This is a genomic window from Streptomyces sp. NPDC021562 (genome assembly GCF_040640875.1).
GTDB lineage: Bacteria > Actinomycetota > Actinomycetes > Streptomycetales > Streptomycetaceae > Streptomyces.
The window spans coordinates 186,266-205,471 of the sequence record NZ_JBFACN010000011.1 but is presented as its reverse complement, the minus strand read 5'-3'; the positions used below and the strand labels follow the sequence as shown (position 1 = coordinate 205,471).

General features: G+C 70.9%; 15 protein-coding genes and 1 pseudogene. 6 read left to right on the top strand and 10 right to left on the bottom strand.

Going from position 1 to position 19,206, the window contains the following annotated elements; genetic code table 11:
* Positions 1 to 5: 5 nt before the first annotated feature.
* Entirely contained in the window at positions 6 to 419 is a 414-nt protein-coding gene (locus AB0G52_RS19210; RefSeq protein WP_132891425.1) for an STAS domain-containing protein, read from the top strand.
* A gap of 13 nt (positions 420 to 432) precedes the next feature.
* On the opposite strand, the gene AB0G52_RS19205 is transcribed toward AB0G52_RS19210, so the two are convergent.
* The 4 genes from AB0G52_RS19205 to AB0G52_RS19190 form a co-directional block, all read right to left on the bottom strand.
* Positions 433 to 639, bottom strand: coding sequence for a zinc-binding dehydrogenase (locus tag AB0G52_RS19205; protein ID WP_207921847.1), 207 nt, complete (start codon positions 637 to 639; stop codon positions 433 to 435).
* On the bottom strand, positions 636 to 1,895 hold the full coding sequence (locus AB0G52_RS19200) for an MFS transporter (RefSeq protein ID WP_361337433.1): 1,260 nt from the start codon (positions 1,893 to 1,895) through the stop codon (positions 636 to 638). Before AB0G52_RS19200 ends, AB0G52_RS19205 begins: the two co-directional genes overlap by 4 nt.
* 310 nt (positions 1,896 to 2,205) lie before the next feature.
* A complete protein-coding gene (locus AB0G52_RS19195) occupies positions 2,206 to 2,871 on the bottom strand; it encodes a helix-turn-helix domain-containing protein (RefSeq protein WP_361337431.1) in 666 nt (221 codons plus the stop codon).
* A gap of 16 nt (positions 2,872 to 2,887) precedes the next feature.
* Positions 2,888 to 3,646, bottom strand: a complete 759-nt coding sequence (locus tag AB0G52_RS19190; protein ID WP_361337429.1) for an SDR family oxidoreductase — start codon at positions 3,644 to 3,646, stop codon at positions 2,888 to 2,890.
* Positions 3,647 to 3,830: 184 nt separating this feature from the next.
* Between AB0G52_RS19190 and AB0G52_RS19185 the strand changes: the two genes are divergently transcribed.
* Positions 3,831 to 7,187 (top strand): discoidin domain-containing protein, encoded by a 3,357-nt coding sequence (locus AB0G52_RS19185; protein ID WP_361337427.1) that lies wholly within the window; start codon positions 3,831 to 3,833, stop codon positions 7,185 to 7,187.
* Positions 7,188 to 7,224: 37 nt separating this feature from the next.
* Here the strand turns inward: AB0G52_RS19185 and AB0G52_RS19180 are convergent, their stop codons facing one another.
* On the bottom strand, positions 7,225 to 7,929 hold the full coding sequence (locus AB0G52_RS19180) for a hypothetical protein (protein WP_361337425.1): 705 nt from the start codon (positions 7,927 to 7,929) through the stop codon (positions 7,225 to 7,227).
* Between the two features lie 122 nt (positions 7,930 to 8,051).
* On the opposite strand from AB0G52_RS19180, the gene AB0G52_RS19175 reads away from it, so the two are divergent.
* Complete coding sequence (locus AB0G52_RS19175; RefSeq protein WP_361337423.1) at positions 8,052 to 8,687, top strand: TetR/AcrR family transcriptional regulator; 636 nt, start codon at positions 8,052 to 8,054, stop codon at positions 8,685 to 8,687.
* A gap of 239 nt (positions 8,688 to 8,926) precedes the next feature.
* Here AB0G52_RS19175 and AB0G52_RS19170 read toward each other — a convergent pair whose 3' ends face one another.
* Together AB0G52_RS19170 and AB0G52_RS19165 are read right to left on the bottom strand one after the other, a co-directional pair.
* The gene (locus AB0G52_RS19170) at positions 8,927 to 9,973 is read right to left on the bottom strand and encodes a zinc-binding dehydrogenase (protein ID WP_361337421.1); all 1,047 of its coding nucleotides are present in this window, start codon (positions 9,971 to 9,973) and stop codon (positions 8,927 to 8,929) included.
* A gap of 201 nt (positions 9,974 to 10,174) precedes the next feature.
* Positions 10,175 to 13,396 carry a cytochrome P450 gene (locus tag AB0G52_RS19165; protein WP_361337419.1) on the bottom strand — a complete coding sequence of 1,074 codons (3,222 nt, stop codon included), beginning with the start codon at positions 13,394 to 13,396 and terminating at the stop codon, positions 10,175 to 10,177.
* Positions 13,397 to 13,636: 240 nt separating this feature from the next.
* Here AB0G52_RS19165 and AB0G52_RS19160 point away from each other — a divergent pair, with 240 nt between their 5' ends.
* On the top strand, positions 13,637 to 14,251 hold the full coding sequence (locus AB0G52_RS19160) for a helix-turn-helix domain-containing protein (RefSeq protein WP_361337417.1): 615 nt from the start codon (positions 13,637 to 13,639) through the stop codon (positions 14,249 to 14,251).
* Between the two features lie 233 nt (positions 14,252 to 14,484).
* Positions 14,485 to 15,048: pseudogene (locus AB0G52_RS19155) on the top strand (amidohydrolase family protein); the annotation flags it as partial.
* Positions 15,049 to 15,079: 31 nt separating this feature from the next.
* On the opposite strand, the gene AB0G52_RS19150 reads toward AB0G52_RS19155, so the two are convergent.
* The 3 genes from AB0G52_RS19150 to AB0G52_RS19140 all read right to left on the bottom strand — a co-directional run bounded on the left by AB0G52_RS19150 (position 15,080) and on the right by AB0G52_RS19140 (position 16,415).
* Positions 15,080 to 15,502 carry an SsgA family sporulation/cell division regulator gene (locus AB0G52_RS19150; RefSeq protein WP_361337415.1) on the bottom strand — a complete coding sequence of 141 codons (423 nt, stop codon included), beginning with the start codon at positions 15,500 to 15,502 and terminating at the stop codon, positions 15,080 to 15,082.
* Between the two features lie 81 nt (positions 15,503 to 15,583).
* Positions 15,584 to 15,913, bottom strand: coding sequence for an NIPSNAP family protein (locus tag AB0G52_RS19145; protein WP_165939477.1), 330 nt, complete (start codon positions 15,911 to 15,913; stop codon positions 15,584 to 15,586).
* 133 nt (positions 15,914 to 16,046) lie between these two features.
* Complete coding sequence (locus AB0G52_RS19140) at positions 16,047 to 16,415, bottom strand: hypothetical protein (RefSeq protein ID WP_361337412.1); 369 nt, start codon at positions 16,413 to 16,415, stop codon at positions 16,047 to 16,049.
* 308 nt (positions 16,416 to 16,723) lie between these two features.
* Between AB0G52_RS19140 and AB0G52_RS19135 the strand changes: the two genes are divergently transcribed.
* Positions 16,724 to 19,186, top strand: coding sequence for a SpoIIE family protein phosphatase (locus AB0G52_RS19135; protein WP_361337410.1), 2,463 nt, complete (start codon positions 16,724 to 16,726; stop codon positions 19,184 to 19,186).
* The last annotated feature ends 20 nt before the right edge of the window (positions 19,187 to 19,206 follow it).

Here is a 19,206-nt window from a genome sequence, read left to right as displayed (position 1 = left end):
TCTCCATGCTCACCGTCCGGACGCAGCAGCACGAGGACGCGACGATCGCACAGCTCCCGGAAACGGTCGACTACGACAACGCGCCCGTGGTCGGCGCCCAGTGCGAGGACCTGGTGAACCGCGGCTGCACCACCCTGGTGCTGGACGCGTCCCAGGTGCAGTACATGGACTCCTCCGGCATCAGCATGCTCATCACGCTGTCGCGCACCGTCGGCCGGCGGGCCGGCTCCCTGCGCGTGGCCGCTCTCAGCGACCACTACGAGCAGGTGTGGGACATCCTCGGGCTCCGAGAGGTGTTCCCCGTCTTCCCTTCGGTGCACGCCGCCCTCCAGCCCCCTGCCGCGGGCCGCACCGCCGCGGCACCCGAGGAGCGGACCGAGCCCCACGCACCCGCGGCACACGCGCGCCCTGACGTCTAGCCCGGGACCGCGGTCAACCGGACCACGGCCGCGACCCGCCGCGCGTCGCCGAGCCGCAGAACGTCAGGACCAGCCGGTCGCGCACTCCGCCCTTCGCGAGCAGCCGGTGTGCTTCGGCGGCGTGCTCCGCCGGGAAGGTCCTCGCGACCCTCAGCGTGACGCGGCCTTCCTCGGCCCGTTGCCTCAGCCGGTCCAACGCTGGCAGGTGGGAGAGAGTCATGGGGAGCGTCGCGCCACGACGAGCGGGCCGCGGCGGCCGAGTGCCCACACGAGGAGGCCGAAGCCGCTGAGGACCAGGCCCGCGGCCGTCACGGCCGTCCAGCCGCCTGCCGCCCACAGCACCGAGGCGGCGGCCGAGCCGAGCGCGCCGCCGAGGAAGTTGCTCGTGACGAAGGCGGTGTTGAGCCTGCTGCGCGCCTCGTCGGACACGGCGAACATCCGCGACTGGTTCAGCAGGTTGACGCCCTGCACGCCCACGTCCAGCACGACGATGACGACCACGACGAGCACCACGGAGCGCCCGGCGAACGCCGCGAGGACGAACGCCCCGAGCACCAGCGCCCACGCGATCCCGGTCACGGGCAGGGACAGCCCTCGGTCGTGCAGGCGGCCGGCGCGCCGGGCGGCGAGGGCGCCGGCCACACCGGCGAGTCCGAACAGCCCGATCTCCGTCACGGAGCAGCCGAACGGCGGAGCGCTGAGCAGGAACGTCAGCGCCGTCCAGAACAGGGTGAAGGCGGCGAACGCCGTGGCCCCGAGGACCAGCGTCCAGCGCACGGTGCGCTCCCGCCGCACGACCCTTCCGACGGAGGCGATGAGCGACAGGTAGGACATCCGCGTCTTCGGCGCGAGGGAGGGGACGGCCCGGTACAGCAGGGCGGCGAACACGGCGGCGGCGAGGGCCGCGACGACGTAGAGGGTGCGCCAGCCGGCCGCCCCCGCGATGAGCCCGCTGACCGTCCGGGACACCAGGATGCCGATGAGGATGCCCGACACCACGGTCCCCACCACGCTGCCGCGGTGGTCGTCGTCGGCCAGATCACCGGCGAGCGGGGCGAGGAGCTGCCCGGACACGGTGGTCATGCCCAGCAGGGTGATGGCGCCCAGCAGGAACCCGAACGAGGGCGCCAGTGCGCACCCCAGCAGCGCCACCGCCGAGCACAGCAGCAGCACGGGTATGAGCCGCCGCCGGTCGCGGGCGTCACCGAGCGGTACGAGGAGCAGGATGCCCGCGGCGTAACCGAGCTGGGTGGCCGTGACGAGCCACCCCGCGGCGGCGGGCGAGGCATGCAGGTCACGGGCGATGAAGTCCAGCAGCGGCTGAGCCCAGTACAGGTTCCCGACGGCGGCGCCGCCCACCACCGCGAACAGGAAGGTCAGGCCACGGGACATGGGGGCCGGGGATGCGGTGGGCGGGGTCGGGCGGCCGGATGCGGGGGCGGCCGGCGAGGACGCCGGAGTGTCCGGTGAGGGCATGGGATCTTCTCCACGGTGGTGTTCGACGCACGGCCATCGAGAGGCCTCTGCCGCATGCGGGACCGCCACACGTCAGGCGTTGGCGTCGGACGCCCGGGTGCCGGATCCCGTGCCGCGCAGGGCGTCGTCATGTTCCGTCCACCACTGCCGGAACGAACTCGCCCAGCTCGTTCAGCTGCGGTTTGCGGTTCATGATCTCCAGCCTCGCACGGAAGCCCACTCCTGTGAGAGGGAAGGATTCCTCCTACGCTGGAGGGCGTGGGATCAGCTCAGCGCCTTGACCAGCTCCTGGGTTCGTGGGCGGGCGCCCTCAGCCCTCGGGTGCGTTCCACAGCCGACGGAGTTCGAGCCAGTGCGGTTCGGGGCCGGGCAGGCCGGCGGGCTCGTCGACGGCCGGGGCGCGGAGCCCGGCGAGGACCAGGCTGAGGTAGCGCAGGTGCAGGGCGGTGGCGCGTTCGCCGGTGACGGGGATCCGAGGGGTGAGGTGTTCCAGGAGCAGAGGGATGTCGGCGGAGGTGAAGTCGGCGCGCAGCATCCCCGCCCGGTGCGCGCCCTGCACCAGGTCGTCCAGCGCGGTGCGCAGCCGCTCCGCGGCGGTCAGCACCTCGTCGGTGGCCGGCAGCCGGCCACCGACCAGGGGGAGGAGGGGACCGCCCGCCCCCTGCTCGGTCAACGCGTCGCGGAAGAAGCGCACCAGGGCGGCCCAGGGATCGGGCTCCTCGGCGAGCGCTGTGCGCGCCTGCGTGACGAGTTGTTCCATCCCCGCGATGCGCATGCGCTGGGCCAGCAGTTCCTTGCTGGGATAGCGGCGGTAGAGGCTGCCCATGCCGACCCCGGCGCGGCGGGCGATCTCGGAGACCGGAGCGTCCCAGCCGCGCTCGGCGAAGACCTCGCGCGCGGCCTGGAAGAGGCGGGCGTCATTGCGGTCCGCCTCCCGCTGCCGTCCGCGCGGCTTGCCTGTGTACGTGTCGCCCATGGCGTGGCATTCTCCCTCAGCGGCGTCCCACACCGTGCCCACCGTCGACGGTGACGACGGCACCGGTGACGAAACCGGCGTCCTCGCCGGCGAGCATCGCGATCGTCCGGGCCACGTCCTCCGGTTCCGCCACCCGCCCGAGCGGCGTGTGCTCGGCCAGGCGCTGCTGGAACCCGACCGGCTGCCCGGCGCTGGCCTCGGTGCGCACGAAGCCGGGCGCGACGACGTTCACGTTGATGCCGAGCGGGCCGGCCTCGAAGGCGACGAAACGGGCGAAGGCGTTCAGCGCGGCCTTCGCGGTGCCGTGCGCGGCCATGCCCACGCCGGGCGGGCCGTCGGCCACCGCGCTGGAGACGTACACGATCCGGCCCCCGCCCCGGGCGGCCATCACCGTCAGTGCCCGCTGAGTGAGCGGGTACACGGACGCGAGCTCGTTCGTCACCTTCGCGTGGAAGTCCTCCCACGTCAGGTCGGGAAGCGGGGTCGGGGTGAAGCGGGCACCGGCGTTGCAGACGAGGACATCCAGACGTCCGTCGACCGTCGAACGCTCCAGCAGTTCGGCCGCCTGCCCGGGGTCGTGCACGTCGGCCTGCACGGCGAGGGCTTCGCCGCCGGCCGCCTCGATCTGCTCGACCACCTGGTCGGCCGCCTCGCGGTTCGACACGTAGTTGACGGCAACGCGGTACCCACGGGCCGCCAGCTCGCGCGACGTGGCCGCGCCGATGCCCCGGCTGCCCCCGGTGACCAGGGCGGTCGGCTTGTTCGTCGTCTTCATGTGTCCTCCGGGTCGACAGGAAAATGCGCCGTGCATCCAAGCTATCGGAGCGGAGCGCTCCGTTCAAACAAACCTGCCGTATGGGCACCGGTATTGACATGCCACCGTCGGGAAGCGAAGGATCTCCGCTGCAAGCGCGAGATTGAATCGATTCAAAACCCCTCTCCGACAGTGAGGTTGCGCGATGCAGCACGTCTCCCGCCGGTCCGCCCTGCGTTCCGTCACAGGTGTGGCCCTCGCCCCCACCCTGGGCTCCCTGCTCGTGCCCGGCCTGGCGCCGACGTCGTCGGCGGCGGAACCCTGGGCCGCCACATGGATCTGGGCGGCGGCCAGTTCGGCGAACCAGTGGGTTGCCTTCCGCAGGTCGTTCGCCCTGGGGTCGGCTCCGTCCGGGGCCGTGACGCGGATCGCGGCCGATTCGAAGTACTGGCTGTGGGTGAACGGCGAGCTGGTGGTCTTCGAGGGGCAGCTCAAGCGCGGCCCGAACCGCACGGACACCTACCACGACGAGGTCGACCTCGCCCCGCACCTGTCCGCAGGCGAGAACACCGTCGCGCTGCTCGTCTGGTACTTCGGCAAGCAGGGCTTCTCCCACCACAGCAGCGGCCAGGGCGGTCTGCTGTTCCAGTCCGCCATCACGACGGGCTCCACCACCACCCGGCTCGTGAGTGACCGCGGCTGGAAGCACACGGTGCACCCGGGCTACTCCGACGACACCAGCGGCACACAGGCGAACTTCCGGCTGCCCGAGTCCAACGTCCACTACGACGCCCGCCGGGCCACCGCGATGGCGGGCTGGCAGTCGCCCGGCTACGACGACACCGCCTGGAGCGCACCCACCGAATGGGGCGCCGCGGGCGCCGCGCCCTGGAACGCCCTGGTGCGGCGGCCGATCCCGCAGTTCCGGTACTCGGGCCTGAAGCCCTACACCAACGCGGCCTCGCTGCCGGCCACCGGACAGGGCTCCACCGCCGTCTCGGCCATGCTGCCGACCAACCTCCAGGTGACGCCGTACCTCAAGGTGGACGCCCCCGCAGGCGCGGTCATCGGCATCCAGACCGACCACTACGACGACGGCCTCGCCCTCGTCGGCGCGGACAGCGGCTACAACGTCCGCTCCACCTACGTCTGCACCGGCGGCGTCCAGGAATTCGAGTCCCTGGGCTGGATGAGCGGGACGGCGGTGCGGTACACCATCCCCTCCGGCGTGACCGTCCTGGACCTCAAGTACCGGGAATCGGGCTACGACACCGACTTCGCCGGGTCCTTCAGCAGCAGCGACACCTTCCTCGACGCGCTGTGGGGCAAGGCCGCCCGCACGATGTACCTCAACATGCGCGACAATCACATGGACTGCCCGACCCGCGAACGGGCCCAGTGGTGGGGCGACGTCGTCAACCAGCTCAAAGAGGGCTTCTACACCTTCGACACCCGCTCGCACGCCCTCGGCGCCAAGGCCATCGCGCAGCTGACCGCCTGGCAGAAACCTGACGGCGCCCTGTACTCGCCGATGCCGTCGGTCATCTGGACCAGCGAACTGCCCACCCAGATGCTCGCCTCCGTGTGGGGGTTCGGGACCTACCACCTCCACACCGGGAACGCGGACGCCGTGACCGGCGCCTATCCGGCGGTGAAGAGGTACCTGAACCTGTGGACCCTGGACGGCGACGGCCTGGTCGACCACCGCGCCGGCGACTGGGACTGGGAGGACTGGGGCAGCGACATCGATGCCCGCGTCCTGGACAACTGCTGGTACTACCTGGCCCTCGGCACCGCCATTGACCTGGCGAAGCTCAGCGGCAACGACGGTGACGTGGCCGGATGGAAGGCCAGGCGCGACAGCGTCAAGGCCGGTTTCGACCGCGTGCTGTGGAACACCGCGAGGAACGAGTACCGCTCGCCCGGCTACGGCGGCGACACCGACGACCGGGCCAACGCCCTCGCCGTCGTCGCGGGACTGGCACCCGCCGCCCGCCACCAGGCCGTCACCGAGGTACTGCGCACGCATCTGAACGCCAGCCCCTACATGGAGTTCTACGTCCTCGAAGCGCTGTACCTCATGGGCGCGCCCGTCGTCGCCGAGGAGCGGATGCGCAACCGCTACGCGGCCCAGGTCGCCGACCCTGCCTGCCACACCCTGTGGGAGCTGTGGACCAAGGCCGACGGCACCGACAACCATGCCTGGAACGGCGGCCCGCTGTACGCCCTGTCCGCCTACGCCGCCGGCATCCGGCCCACCAGCCCCGGCTGGACGACGTACGACGTCCTCCCGCAGACCGGCACCCTCACGAAGATCGAGACCGTCACGCCCACCGTCAGGGGCGACATCCGCTTCGCCGTCCAGCGCACCGGCGACAGGGTCACCCTGAGCCTCACGTCGCCACGCGGGACCACCGCCCGCGTCGGTGTGCCCACCTACGGCGGCACCCGGCCTGTCATCAAGGCGAACGGCACCACCGTCTTGCCCGGCACTTCCTCCACCCGCGGGGTCAGCGGGCTGGACTACGCGGGAAAGGACGCCTCGTACGTCTACTTCACGCTCCGTCCGGGCACCTGGACGCTCACGGCCACCGGCACGGGCCGCCTGGACGATCTCGCCGGGGGCAGGGCCGTCTCCAGCAACAACAGCCTGGAGAACGGCGACTGGGGGAGGAGCCGCCTCACCGACGGGGTGCTCACGAGCGTGACCGGCGCCAAGGGCTACAGCAGCAACGACCTTCCCTCCGCCGACGTCGGCGCGAACCCCGTCTGGGTCGAGGTCGACCTGGGCAAGGACACCTACGTCGACGCCGTACGTCTCTTCCCCCGGACGGACACCGCGGCCGTCGGCGGCGGCACGGCGGGCTTCCCGGTCGACTTCGCCGTCCAGGTCCGCCCCGACGGATCGACGGACTACCGCACCGTTCGCACGGTCACCGGCCAGGCGGACCCCGAAGGGAGCGTGCAGACGTACGGGTTCTGGACGACCACGGCCCGGTACGTGCGCCTGATGGCAACGAAGCTCGGCGCACCCGCGGCCGACGAGCCCGCGACGTACCGCCTGCAACTCGCCGAACTCACGGTCCCCACCGCCGCGACCACCGTCACCGGCAACTGCACGCTGGAGAACGGGGACTGGGGCAAGACCGGAGTGCTGGACGGCACCACCACCAGTGTGGCCGGGGCCAAGGGCTTCACCAGCATCGACTTCCCCTCCGCGGACGTCAGCGAGGCACCGGTGTGGATCGAGATCGACCTGGGCGCCGACCGCGCGATCGGTTCCGTCACGCTCTACCCGCGCACCGACACCGGCGCGGCCGGCGGCGGCACGGCAGGCTTCCCGGTCGACTTCGCGCTCCAGACCCGGGCCGACGGAGCGACCACGTACACCACCGTCCGCACGGTGACGGGCCAACCCGACCCGAACGGAGCCGCCCAGTCCTTCACCCTGACCTCTGCCACGGGCCGCTTCCTGCGCCTGACGGCCACCAGGCTGGGCGCCCCCGCCGCCGACGAGACCGGCAAACACCGCCTGCAGCTGGCGGAGATCCGCATCCGGTGATCGGTGCGCTGTCCACGTCAGGGGAGGGACGGCGGTGTCAGCGGCTCGTGTCGGCGTCACCTTCGTCCCTCGGAGGGTCTCCCTGTCTCCTGTCGCCCGGAGGGGAGCCGTCCCCGTGCTCTTCCAGCAGTTCGAGGAGCGCGGCATCCGCTCTTTTCTGGTCCTCCTTCGTCAGTTCGAGCGGTGCGTTGTTGTAGACGGTGTAGTGGTCCGGGTCGATGATGTTGGCGGCCCGCAAGCTGAACGTCAGCAGGGGGCGCCAGCCCTTGCGGTGGCCGACCCGCACCTGGATCTGGGCTTTGTAGTCACGGGCCTCCGGGAGGAAGCCGGAAAACGGTGCCTCGAACTCGATGAAGAGCTGTTGTGCTGCCCTGCCCGGGACGACGAATCCGGCGGGCAGCTTCGCCTCCTCGTCCGGCCCCGGCTGGAGCCGGGACGGGGAGGACACCCACAGGAGGGGCAGGTGGGAGGCGGGCTCATCGGGGAACGTCAGGATGATGTCCTGCACGACGATCGGTTTGGGGCCGGTGTTGTGCAGGACGAGCGGCAGTCGTAGGCGTGCCGTGGACCCGTGGACGATGGCCGCGAAGGAATGAGGTTCCCACGCCTGCAGGCGTCCCTGTCGGGCGTTGAGCCACCAGAACGACGCGACGGTGAAGAGCAGTGCGCAGACTGACACCACACCGGCGCCGGTGAGCGATGAGGACGCGATCCGATCCGCCGCGACCGTCAGCGGAACCACAGATTCAGTCTGCCAGCCCCGCAGCGGGCTCGCTAACAGGACGAGTGCCCGCTGGCGGCGTGTAGAATGATGATTTCATCAGTAATGGCAGCGTCATCGTCGCGGCGGTTACACTGGGCCGCATGCCGACGTCAGCCCCGCCCCAGAACCGCTTCGAGCGACGCCGTGCCGAGACCCGCCAGGCGCTCGTCCGTGCGGCCCGGCAGATTCTCGCGGAGACCGGCGACACGAGCGCGAGCATCCAGGCCATCGCCGAGCGCGCCGATGTCGGCTTCGGGTCCTTCTACAACCACTTCGAGTCGAAGACGGAGCTGTTCGACGCGGCGGTGACCGATGCCCTGGAGGAGTTCGGGCAGGTCATCGACGCCCGCATGGAAGGCGTCGACGACCCGGCCGAGCTGGTCGCGGCCGGTTTCCGGCTCACCGCCCGGATGGCCGACTCGCACCCGGAACTCGTGCGCATCCTGCGCGACCGCGGCTTGGCCCACATCCACTCCGGCAGCGGCCTCTCCCCGCGCGCCCTGCGCGACCTGGAGACCGGCATCGCCTCGGGCCGCTTCACCTGCGGCAGCGCGACCACCGCCCTGTCCGCCCTGGGCGGCACCCTGCTGTCCCTGGTGGCTCTGCGGCTGGACCGTCCGGACCTCGACGGCGACGAGGCCGCCTCCGACCTGGCCGAGATGGTCCTGCGCATGCTCGGCCTCGCCGCGGACGACGCCCACGAGGTCACCCGGCGCCCGCTGCCGGGCCTCGACTGAGAAGCCGGCGGGATCCACGCCACCGGCCAAGGCGCGGTGAGCCTCGTACGACGGCACCGTCCTCGCTCCCTGCCTGCGGACCGGATCACCGCCGAGTGGCGCGCACGGAAGCGGCCGTCTTCCCGCCGAACTCCAGGGACGGCCCGGCCGGGTTCGCCGGCCGTGGGCGCCGGTGCACCCTCGGACACCGGCGCCCACTCACCCCTGCCCAGGGTGGCTTGTCGTCCCGCTGCCGGGTGTCAGGGGACGAGGATGAGGCGGATCGGGTCGCCGATCTTGTTCTCCAGTCGGTGGACGGCGTCGGCGGCCTCGACGAGCGGGATGTGGTCGGTGATGGAGGGGGCCAGGTCGAGCCGGCCGGCCGCGGTCAGCTGCACCAGCTCGGAGACGGACTCGGGGAAGCCGCCGTAGTGGCCGCGCACCTGCTTCTGCAGGTAGTTGAAGGTCAGGCCCTCGGTGATGGTCAGCGGCCGGGGTGTGATGCCCACCAGGATCAGGGAGCCGCCCAGGCCGAGCACGGAGGCGGCCTGGTCGCGGACGGCGGGGACGCCCGCGCAGTCGAAGGCGAAGTCGAGGCCGCGTCCGCCGGTGGCCGCGCGGACCTGGTCGGCGAAGTCGGGGGCCGCCGGGTCGAGCGCGAGGTCCGCGCCGAAGGCCAGGGCGCGCTCGCGGGCGCTGGGCAGCGGGTCGACGGCGATGACCGGGGCGGCGCCGACCAGGCGGGCCAGGCGTACGTTGTGCGCGCCGACTCCGCCGACGCCCCAGACGCCGACGGACTGGGCGGCACGGACGCCCGCGGTGGCGACGACGGCGGCGTAGGGGGTGGAGACCGCGTCGGGGATGATCGCGGCCTGGTCGAAGGGGAGGCTGTCGGGGACGGGGATGAGGGTGTCCTCGCGGGCGATCACGTACTCGGCCCAGCCGCCGTCGTAGTCGATGCCGGCGGTGAGCATCTGGGTGCAGGGGCGGCGGCGTACGCACCCGGCACACGTGCCGCAGGTCTTGCCGGCCTCCAGGGTGACGCGGGTGCCGACGGGCAGGCCGCGCCTGAGGTCGGGGCCGAGCGCGTGGATCACACCGGAGACCTCGTGGCCGACGGTGATGGTGTCGGAGGTGGCGAACAGCGGCACGAGGGAGCCGTCGAGGAGGTGGACGTCGGAGAGGCAGACGCCGGCGGCCTTCACCTCGACGAGGACCTCGCCCGGGCCCGGCACGGGGATCGGGACCTCTTCCACGGCGAACTTCTTGCTGTCCAGGTGGAAGCGTCCGGCGAGCATGGTGTCCATGGTGGTCTGCTTTCTGTGCGGGGCACGGCCCGGTGGTTCGGGCCATGGGTGCCACGGGGTGCCACGGGGTGCCATGGAGTGTCCGCGTGGCTGGTGGTGGCCGGATGGCCGGTGGTGGCCGGGAGGCGTGCGGAGTGGCAGGAGGGGGGCCGCACGCCTCCCGGCGGCTGGGGGTCGGCGCGCCTTGGCGGCGTGCGACGGTCAGGCGAAGACGTCCTGCTGGTAGCGCTCGTCCGCTTCGAGCTGGGCGAGCCACTGCTGGGCGGTCGCGTCGTCGCTGCCGGTCTTCTGGCGGTGGATGGCGGCGAGTGCCTCGCGGACGGCGGGGGCCATCCGGCGGCCGTCACCGCAGACGTAGATGTACGCGCCGTCCTGGACGGCCTGCCACACCGCGTCGGCGGCGTTCGCGATGGCGTTCTGCACGAACCGGGCCGGGTGGCCGGTCACCGCCGAGTAGGCGGTGTGGATCTGCGCGATGCCGGCCTGCTCCCAGTCCTGCATCTCCTGCTGGTAGAAGTAGTCGTGCTGCGGGTGGCGGCAGCCGACGAACACCTGGGACAGGCCCACCCGGGTGCCGTTCGCGTGCTGTGTCGCGCGCTCCTCCAGGAAGCCGCGCAGCGGCGCGATGCCGGTGCCGGGGCCGATCAGGATCAGCGGCGTGGCGGGGTCGGCCGGCGGGGCGAACGTCGGGGAGGGCACGCGGACGTAGCCGTAGACGACGTCACCGGGCTGCAAGCCCGCGATGTAGGCGGAGCAGGTGCCGCGGTACTGGCCGTCGCCGGACAGGGCCGGGCCCTCCAGCAGGCCGACGGTCAGGCGCACGTGGCGCGGGTTGGCCGACGGGGCGGAGGAGATGGAGTAGAAACGCGGGCGGATGGGGCCCGTCATCTCCAGGAACACCGCCAGCGGCAGCTCGACGGCGGGGAAGCGCTCCAGCAGGCCCAGGACGGAGATGCGCTTGCCGAGGATCTCCTTCTGGTAGCGCTCCTCGGCCTCCTGGGTGTCGGCGGTGTACGCCTGGAGCTGCGGCCGGGTCCACGGGCACTCGGTGTGCTCGGCCAGCGTCTGGATCTGCGACCGGGTGGCCACGTCCTGCAGTTCGAGGAACTCGGTGAGCAGGATGCCGGCGGTGACCGGGGTGTTGACCGGCAAGTGGGTGCGGCCACCGGCCGGCTGGTCGAGCCGGAGCACCTGGTCGTAGTCGACGCCGAGCCGCCTCAGCGCGCGCTCCACCAGGGCGAGTTCGTTCTTGGCGAAGACGGCCAGGTGGTTGCCGGTGTCGTAGGTGACGCCGTCGGGCAGCTCGAAGGTGATGGACTTCGCGGACGGGCGCGGCGGCTCGATGGCGAAGTCCCACAGTCCGGTCGCGTCGGCCACGAGCTCGTCGTTGGTCACCACGGTGAGCGGGTACGCCTGCTCGGAGACGATGGCGGGGCGCACGTCGGACTCGGTGAGCAGCTGGACCTCGTAGCGGGGGCCGCTCGCCTGGGAGGTGTCGGCGGCGTACTCCTCGGCCAGGGTGGCCCACAGGGTGTTCATCCACCGCGTGGCCATGCCGTCGAAGTCACCGGCGGCGTCCGCGATGCCGCGCTCGACGACGGGGGTGGCGCCGGCGGCCAGCAGACCTTCCTCGATCCGCTTGGGGAACGCCTGGTAGGTGGCCACCCACTGGGTGTTGCCGGCGCCCAGCAGCGCGTACCGCACGTTCGCCAGCGAGCCCTCGGGCAGACCGGCGGCGAGCAGGTCGTCGAAGCGCTGGGCGTTGTCGGGGGCCTTGCCGTTGTAGCTGGCGGCGACGACGGCGAGCAGGCCCTCGGTGGGCAGGTTGTCGCCCAGCTCGTCCAGGCTCACCAGCGTGGTGCCGAAGCCGGAGCGCTCACCGCGGTCGGCGATGGTGCGGGCCAGGTCCTCGCAGGAGCCGAGGCTGGAGCCGTAGGCGACGGTCAGGTTCACCCCGACACCGCTGACCGCTGCCTGCGCCTGCGTGTCGCTTGTCTGCACGTCCGCGGCGCCGAAGACGGTCCGCTCGTGCTCCTGACGGCGGCGGACGATCAGCTCGAAGTTGCCGGGCTTGCGGGTCAGCGCCTCCCGGGGGTCCATCTTGTAGTCGGTGGTGTCGGAGAACTTGAACTTCTGCAGCACCAGCGCGAGGGCCAGGCGGGCCTCGACGAGCGCGAACTGGCGGCCGATGCAGGCACGCAGGCCGTTGCCGAACGGCTTGTAGGCGTGCGGGTGCTGCTTGACCCGGTTCTCCGGCAGCCACCGGTCGATGTCGAACTCGTCCGGCCGCTCCCATGCCTTGGGGTGGGTGTGCAGCGGGCCCTCCAGGATGAGGACCTTCGCACCCTTCTTCAGCTCGTAGTGGCCGCCGATGACGGTGTCCTCCCGCGCCGTCTTGCCGAACGACGGGATGGGAGCCCACAGGCGCAGGGTCTCGTCCAGGATCCGCGGGATGACGTCCAGCTGCATGATCGTGTCGTAGTCCGGGACCGTGTCGCCCGGCATCAGCCGGTCCACCTCGGCATACGCCTGGGCCAGCACGTGCGGGTTGCGCATCAGCGAGTACGTGGCGAAGGACAGCAGACCACTGGTGGTCTCGTGGCCGGCGATCAGGAACGTCAGCACCTGGTCGCGGACGTTGTCGTCGTACAGCTTCTTGCCGGTCTCCGGGTCGGTGGCCTCCAGCATCAGGCCGAGCAGGTCCTCCTCACCGCCGCCCTTCCCCTCCCGGCGCTCCTTGATCACGCTCTCGACCAGCTCCTGCATCAGCCGGACGTTCTCGCCGTACTTCTTGGCATCGGCCTTGCGGAGCTTGGTCATCATCGGCAGTTCCTGCGAGCGCCGCAGCGACTCCACCAGCGCGCCCAGCAGGGCGGTGAGGAAGGGGTGCAGCTCCTCCTTGGCGAAGGAGTCGAAACGGTAGCCGAACCCCGACAGGGCGATCGTGTCCAAGGTGAGCCGGGTGTAGTCGTCGGTGATGTTGACCGACTGCCCCTCCTTGCGCTCCCACTTGCCCGCCAGGTTCTGGGCGATCTCCAGCATCTGCCCGAAGTAGTTCCTCATGGCGCGCTGGCTGAACGCCGGCAGGAGGATCCGGTGCGCCATGCCCCATTCCTCTTCGTGCTGGTGGGCCGTGAACAGGCCCGCGCCCGCGAAGTCCCGGACATGCTGCAGCGGCGTCTTCTCGATCTGCTTGAAGAACCGCGTCTCGTCGGAGACCTCGGCCACCAGGTCCGGGTCGTAGACGAAGATCTGCTCGATACCGGCGATGTCCAGGCCGTAGATGCCCTCGGGGAACTGCTTGGACAGCTCGGCGAAGTACTCGACCGGGTTGGTGTCGGGGATCTGCGGCGTGTTGCCGAGGAAGGGGATCCCGCGCGGGGACCGGATGGGGCGAAGGTCGTTCGCGGGGTGCGTGGTCATGTCTTGCTCCTCTGCGGAGGGGTGGGCAAGGGCGCGCTGCGCAGGTCCATGCCGTGGCGCCGTACGGAAACATACGCCGTATGGAATTGTTACCATACGACGTATGGAAACGCGAGGCAAGCCTGCCCCCCTGTTGAACGCTGTGATCCGGGTCATTTCCGTACGGCGTATGAAACTGATACCGTACGAGGTATGGAAAACAAGGTGAGGCGTCCCCCGCGGGGAACGAGGAAGAGGGACGTGCCTCTGACCGAGGCCGGGATCTACGCCGCCGCCCTGCGGCTGATCGACGCGGACGGTGTCGAGGCGCTCACCATGCGCAAACTCGCCACCGAACTCGACGCGAACCCGATGTCGCTGTACCACCACGTGCCGAACAAGGAAGCGGTACTGCGCGGCGTGACACGCATGGTCGGCGCCCAGTTCCGCACCGTGACGCTCGAGGACGCTCCCTGGCAGGAGCGCATCCGCCTGCTCGCCACGGACTTCCGGACCCTGGCGCACCGTCACCCCGAGCTGATGGTCTACTCGTTCAGCCACCAGCCCGACTTCATCCAGGCCGACGACCCGTTCTGGACCGCGCTCACCGCGATCGTGGAGGCCGCCGGGGTTCCGCAGTCAGCGGTCCCGGAGACCGCGGCGCTGATGGTCGCCGTCGTCATCGGTGTCCTCGCCGCCGAACTCAACGGCTCGCTCCACCAGTGGTCGACCCTCAAGCTCCGCGGCGTCGACGACGGCCAAGACGGTGACGGCCCTGACCAGGACCACATGTTCCGCCTCGTGATGGACACGCTGATCATGGGTCTGGAAAGCCGGCTCACCGGCGCCCGTGACGGCCGGGACGCAGGCCTCTGAGGCGCGCCCGCAGTCGGGTGATCCCGGGCTGCGACCTGCGGGACCACCCCCGTCACATCGGGGAGCACCACCCGGGGGGGGGGGGGGGTGGTCCCGCAGCCTCTGCGCGGCAGCCGTACGACGCCGTGGCGCCCCGCGCCGGACGAGCCGTACCCGATCCGGATCGGTTCCTTTCTCTCTGCCGCCGTCCGCCCGCCCCCATCCCCCCACCCGCCATCCGGACGGCCGCTCGGGGCCTCTACCTCGGTGACCCCCGGTTCGAGCCGCTCTGGGAGGAGCTCGACCGGCGCAGCGCCGTCGTCTTCGTTCATCCCACGTCAGCGCCCCACGCCGACGCGGTCGCTCTGGGCCGGCCACGGCCGATGCTGGAGTTCCTCTTCGACACCGCCCGCACGGCGAGCGACCTGCTCCTGCGCGGTGTCCTCGCCCGCCGTCCGCGGATGCGCTGGGTCCTGACACACGCGGGAGGTGCGCTGCCGCTGCTCGCCGACCGGATCGAACTCTTCCGCACCCACCTCGGCGGCGGCGCCGTCGACGGGCCGAGCGCCGTCGAGCAGCTCGGCCGGCTCTGGTACGACATGGCCGGCACGCCGTTCCCGCGCCAGGTCCCGGCCGTGGACGCGGCCTTCGGCACCGAGCGTCTCCTCTACGGCAGCGACTACTGCTGGACGCCCGTCGAGGCGGTGCTCGCTCAGGTCGCCTCCATCGACTCCGCGGTGCAGCCGTCCGCCACCGCCACCTGGCGGGATCTCACCGCCGGCAATGCCCGCCGCCTGTTCGACACCGGTGCACGGTGACCGTCCGGCCCAGGTCGCACTCCGACAGGAGTCACCCTCCCGCGAGGAAGTGCGCCAGCAGGCGGTCGAAGTCGCTGTGGCCGAGCTCGGCCCCCCGGGGCACCACTGCCTCCGTTTCCTGCAGGAACGCCTTGAATTCCTGCGCCGGGGCCTTGAGCAGGGCCGTACCGGAGGGCGGGTTGAGAAGGATGTACAAGTCGCCGGGGCCCTTCTCGCCGGTGGGCCAGATGCGCACGTCTCCCTCGCCGGCGGGGCCCTCCAGGCCGTCGATCAGCAGATCGCGCCCGATGATCCATTCCACCGGCCCGTCGTCGGCGTCGGTGGCGAATGCGGCATGGACCACGTAGGGATCACTCTGTTCGTACCGCAGATTCATGAGCACGGGCAAGGACGTCCCCCGCACGCCGACGAGCTTCGCGGGCAGCCCCTGGATCACAGTTCTCGATGACTTCATCAGCTCTTGCTCCTGGTGCTTCGAAGGGCGTCCTTGGTCTCGGCTCACGGTCCTGCCGCGTCACTCGTTGAAGGGCGACGGTCAGCGCAGGGGAGAGTCCACGGTGGGCGTCAGCAGGGTCTCGTCGAGGCCGACGATCCGGGCGATGTCGAAGCCCTCCATGTCCGCGCGGAATTCAGGGCTCGACAGGTACGCCTCCAGCCGCTCCTGCACGTCGTCGGCGTCCGTGTAGGAAACGAGGGCGTACAGCCGGGGTGTGTCGCTTCCGGGCGCCGCGGGCGCCGTCCAGACACCGTGAGTGGTGATCCGGTGCTTCGCCATACCGGCCATGTGCTGGGCCCAGATCTTCTCGTAGGCCGTGAGCGCGTCGGAGTCGCGCAGAGTGTAGACGCGAAGCTGGTACTGGGACATGACACTGGTTCCTTTACGTCTGAGCATGGAGGGTCGGCGGTCGGGTCGCGGACCCCCGACCGCCGACGGCGTTTCCGCCGCCGGCAGGGACGGGTCGAGGGGGAACGGCCTGCGCACGCGGCCGGTGCGCGTCTCACCGGTCGTCGCGGACCGGGTCATGGTGGTGCCTGTCCGCGCCGTCGCGCTCGGAGCGGTTCCCGTCGTGGCGGTAGGAGCTGTCGGACGTCCAGCCGTGGCCCTCGTCATCCCAGCGGTAGAAGTGCCCATCGCGGTAGTAGAGCCCGTCGCAGTCGTGCCGAACCGAGTCGCTGCCGTGGCGGTCCTGGTGCCAGCCGCGGGTCTCGTCGCAGGAGTAGCCCCGCTCGAGCAGGTAGCCGACACCGTGGTCCCAGCTGTCATCAAGGGATGCGGCGGAAGCGGTGCCACCGGCACCGAGAACGGCGGAACCGGCCACCGCGACGGAGGAGACGGCGAGGGCGATGCGCTTCGCGAGCTTGTTCATGATCTTTCCTTCCAGAAGGGGGTGATCGGCAGTTCCATACGTTGTATGGAAGCGCGCTTTCATTGTTACCATACGTCGTATGGAAATGTCGAAGTGACGAAGGCGACCGTTGACCGGCCGGCGTGAGTGCCGGTAGGTGCCGCCCTTCGGTGTGAGGGTCTTGACGTCTACGTCATTACATCTGATGATTTCATCACTAATGGGCGAATTGCTCTACATGACCCATGCCACGCCGTGTGCCGCTCAGCGGGACGCCGGCGAGCCACAGGCCGACGCTCCTACTTCCGCACCGACCGGACGGACCGCGCATGACCGACTTTCACCACACCCTCCTCGCCCAGCCGGTGAGCCTTCCCGAAGTGCCCGATGCCGCGATAGCCGTGATCGATGCCGAGGGCATCGTCGTGGGGTGGACGCACGCCGCTCAGCAGCTCGTCGGTCATGCGGCCGCAGAGGTGGTGGGCCGGTCCGCCGCACACGTGCTGCCACCTCCCGAGGACGCCCGGAGGGCGTTGGCGTTCGCCGAGCAGTGCCGTGCGCAGGGCGGCTGGTCCGGCACCGTCGCGATACGCCACCGCGACGGCCACACGCTCAGGATGACGCTGCGGGTCTCGCTGCTCCGGGGACAGGACGACACCACCCGCTGGCTGGCGTCCGTCACGGACATAGGCTCCCTGTCCTCCGGGGCGACCGGGGGACCGGTACGGGAGTCGCTCCTTGCCCGTGCCCCGATCGGCATCGTCGTCTATGACGCGCAGCTGCGCTGTGTCTGGGTGAACGACGCCATGGAGCGGCACGACGGCGTGCCTCGTCACCGACGCTTCGGGCGTGATCTGAACCATTCACTGCCCGCCGTCGAGGCCGAAGCGCTCAAGGCCGTGATGCGACAGGTGCTGGAGAGCGGCAGGACGACGGTGCACGAGTACCGCGCGTGGCCGCCCGCGGACCGGCCCCGCGAGCATGCGTTCTCCGCCTCCTTCTTCTGTCTCCAGGGCGCGGACGGCACCCCGTCGGGCGTGTGTTCCATGACCGTGGACGTCACCGGGAACAAGCGGGCGCGCGAGCGCCTCGCCATCCTCAGCGAGGCCAGCACGCACATCGGCAGCACCCTCGACGTGCTGCAGACCGCCCAGGAACTGGCGGAGCTCACCGTGCCCCTGCTGGCCGACCACGCCCTGGTCGATCTCGTGGAGTCCGTTCCGCTCGGCGCCGAGCCGCCGGCACCGACCGGCACGAGGAGTGACCGACCGCCGCTGTTGCGCCGTGCCGGCATGGCCTCCGTCGACCTGGGTCTCCTCGAGTTGCCGTGGGTGCGTGAAGAAGTGGTCCGCCCCCACCCGGACTCGTCGTTCTACGCCGCCATGCGCACGGGACGGTCGTACCTGGAGCCGGTGCTGGACAACCGTTCCGGCCCCTGGGTCGACCATGACGCGGTGCGGGCGCGCAAAGTACGCGACAGCGGCGTCCACTCCTTGATGGTCGTACCCATCCGTGCCCGGCACCGCGTGCTGGGACTGGCGCTGTTCGGCCGTTCCACGGAACAGACGCCGTTCCAGGAGGACGACCTGCTCCTCGCCGAGGAGCTGGTCACCAGGGCCGCGCTCAGTCTGGACAACGCGCTCCAGTACGCGCGCGAGCGCACCGCCGCCTTCACACTGCAACGCGATCTGCTCCCTCACCGTGTGGAGGGCGGCGCTGCCGTCGAGGTCGCCTCGCGCTATGTCCCCGCCGACATGGACCACGGAGTGGGGGGCGACTGGTTCGACGTGATCGAGTTGTCCGGTGCCCGGGTGGCCCTGGTCGTCGGCGACGTGGTGGGACACGGCATCAACGCCGCGGCGACGATGGGCAGGCTGCGCACCGCCGTCCGCACGCTCGCGGACCTCGACCTGCCCCCGGACGAATTGCTGACGCACCTCGACGACACGGTCCGGCGACTGAACGACGAGGACGCCGACGACACCGACCGGGTGCCCGCGGTAGTCGGTGCCACCTGTCTGTACGCCGTCTACGACCCGGTCTCCCGGCGGTGCACGCTGGCACGGGCCGGGCATCCGCCGCCCCTGCTCGTCGACGCGCAGGGCGGGGTCACCGTCCCCGACCTGCCGGCCGGAGCCCCGCTGGGTCTCGGTCTCGGCCTGGTGCCTTTCGAGTCCGTGGAGCTGGAACTGCCCGAAAGCAGCGTGCTCGCCCTCTACTCCGACGGCCTGGTGGAGGCCCGCGGCGAGGACATCGACGTCGGGCTGCGGCGTCTGGGCGCCGCCCTGGCACAGCCCGGTGCCGCCCTGGAGGACCTGTGCTCGCGGGCGATGGAGACCCTGTCGGCGCGGGCACCGGCCGACGACGTCACCCTGCTCCTCGCGCGGACGCGCGCGCTGCCACCCGCCCAGGTCGCGTTCTGGGATCTGCCGAACGAACCCGTCACCGTTCCGACAGCCCGGCGTCTGGCCGTCCGTCAACTCCGTGAGTGGAATCTGGAGTCGATGGCGACGTCCGTGGAGTGGCTCGTCAGTGAACTGGTCACCAATGCGGTCCGCCACGGCGACGGCCCGATCCGCCTACGGCTCATCCAGCACCGGGTGCTCACCTGCGAAGTCTCCGACACCAACACCGGTCAGCCACGCCCCCGCCAGCCCGGCGATCTCGACGAGCGCGGCCGCGGCCTCTACCTCGTCGGTCGGCTGTCGCGCAGGTGCGGTTCCCGCTCCCTGACCGACGGCAAGGTCGTCTGGGCCGAACAGGACCTGCCCTCCCCGGCAGGCGCCCGCTGAGTGCCGGCCGCCGCCACAGG

Excerpts from the sequence above, each read along its gene's own strand:
- AB0G52_RS19210 (WP_132891425.1), top strand. The coding sequence starts at position 6 with ATGCTCACCGTCCGGACGCAGCAGCACGAGGACGCGACGATCGCACAG.
- AB0G52_RS19205 (WP_207921847.1), bottom strand. The coding sequence starts at position 639 with ATGACTCTCTCCCACCTGCCAGCGTTGGACCGGCTGAGGCAACGGGCC.
- AB0G52_RS19200 (WP_361337433.1), bottom strand. The coding sequence starts at position 1,895 with ATGCCCTCACCGGACACTCCGGCGTCCTCGCCGGCCGCCCCCGCATCC.
- AB0G52_RS19195 (WP_361337431.1), bottom strand. The coding sequence starts at position 2,871 with ATGGGCGACACGTACACAGGCAAGCCGCGCGGACGGCAGCGGGAGGCG.
- AB0G52_RS19190 (WP_361337429.1), bottom strand. The coding sequence starts at position 3,646 with ATGAAGACGACGAACAAGCCGACCGCCCTGGTCACCGGGGGCAGCCGG.
- AB0G52_RS19185 (WP_361337427.1), top strand. The coding sequence starts at position 3,831 with ATGCAGCACGTCTCCCGCCGGTCCGCCCTGCGTTCCGTCACAGGTGTG.
- AB0G52_RS19175 (WP_361337423.1), top strand. The coding sequence starts at position 8,052 with ATGCCGACGTCAGCCCCGCCCCAGAACCGCTTCGAGCGACGCCGTGCC.
- AB0G52_RS19170 (WP_361337421.1), bottom strand. The coding sequence starts at position 9,973 with ATGGACACCATGCTCGCCGGACGCTTCCACCTGGACAGCAAGAAGTTC.
- AB0G52_RS19165 (WP_361337419.1), bottom strand. The coding sequence starts at position 13,396 with ATGACCACGCACCCCGCGAACGACCTTCGCCCCATCCGGTCCCCGCGC.
- AB0G52_RS19150 (WP_361337415.1), bottom strand. The coding sequence starts at position 15,502 with ATGAAGTCATCGAGAACTGTGATCCAGGGGCTGCCCGCGAAGCTCGTC.
- AB0G52_RS19145 (WP_165939477.1), bottom strand. The coding sequence starts at position 15,913 with ATGTCCCAGTACCAGCTTCGCGTCTACACTCTGCGCGACTCCGACGCG.
- AB0G52_RS19140 (WP_361337412.1), bottom strand. The coding sequence starts at position 16,415 with ATGAACAAGCTCGCGAAGCGCATCGCCCTCGCCGTCTCCTCCGTCGCG.
- AB0G52_RS19135 (WP_361337410.1), top strand. The coding sequence starts at position 16,724 with ATGACCGACTTTCACCACACCCTCCTCGCCCAGCCGGTGAGCCTTCCC.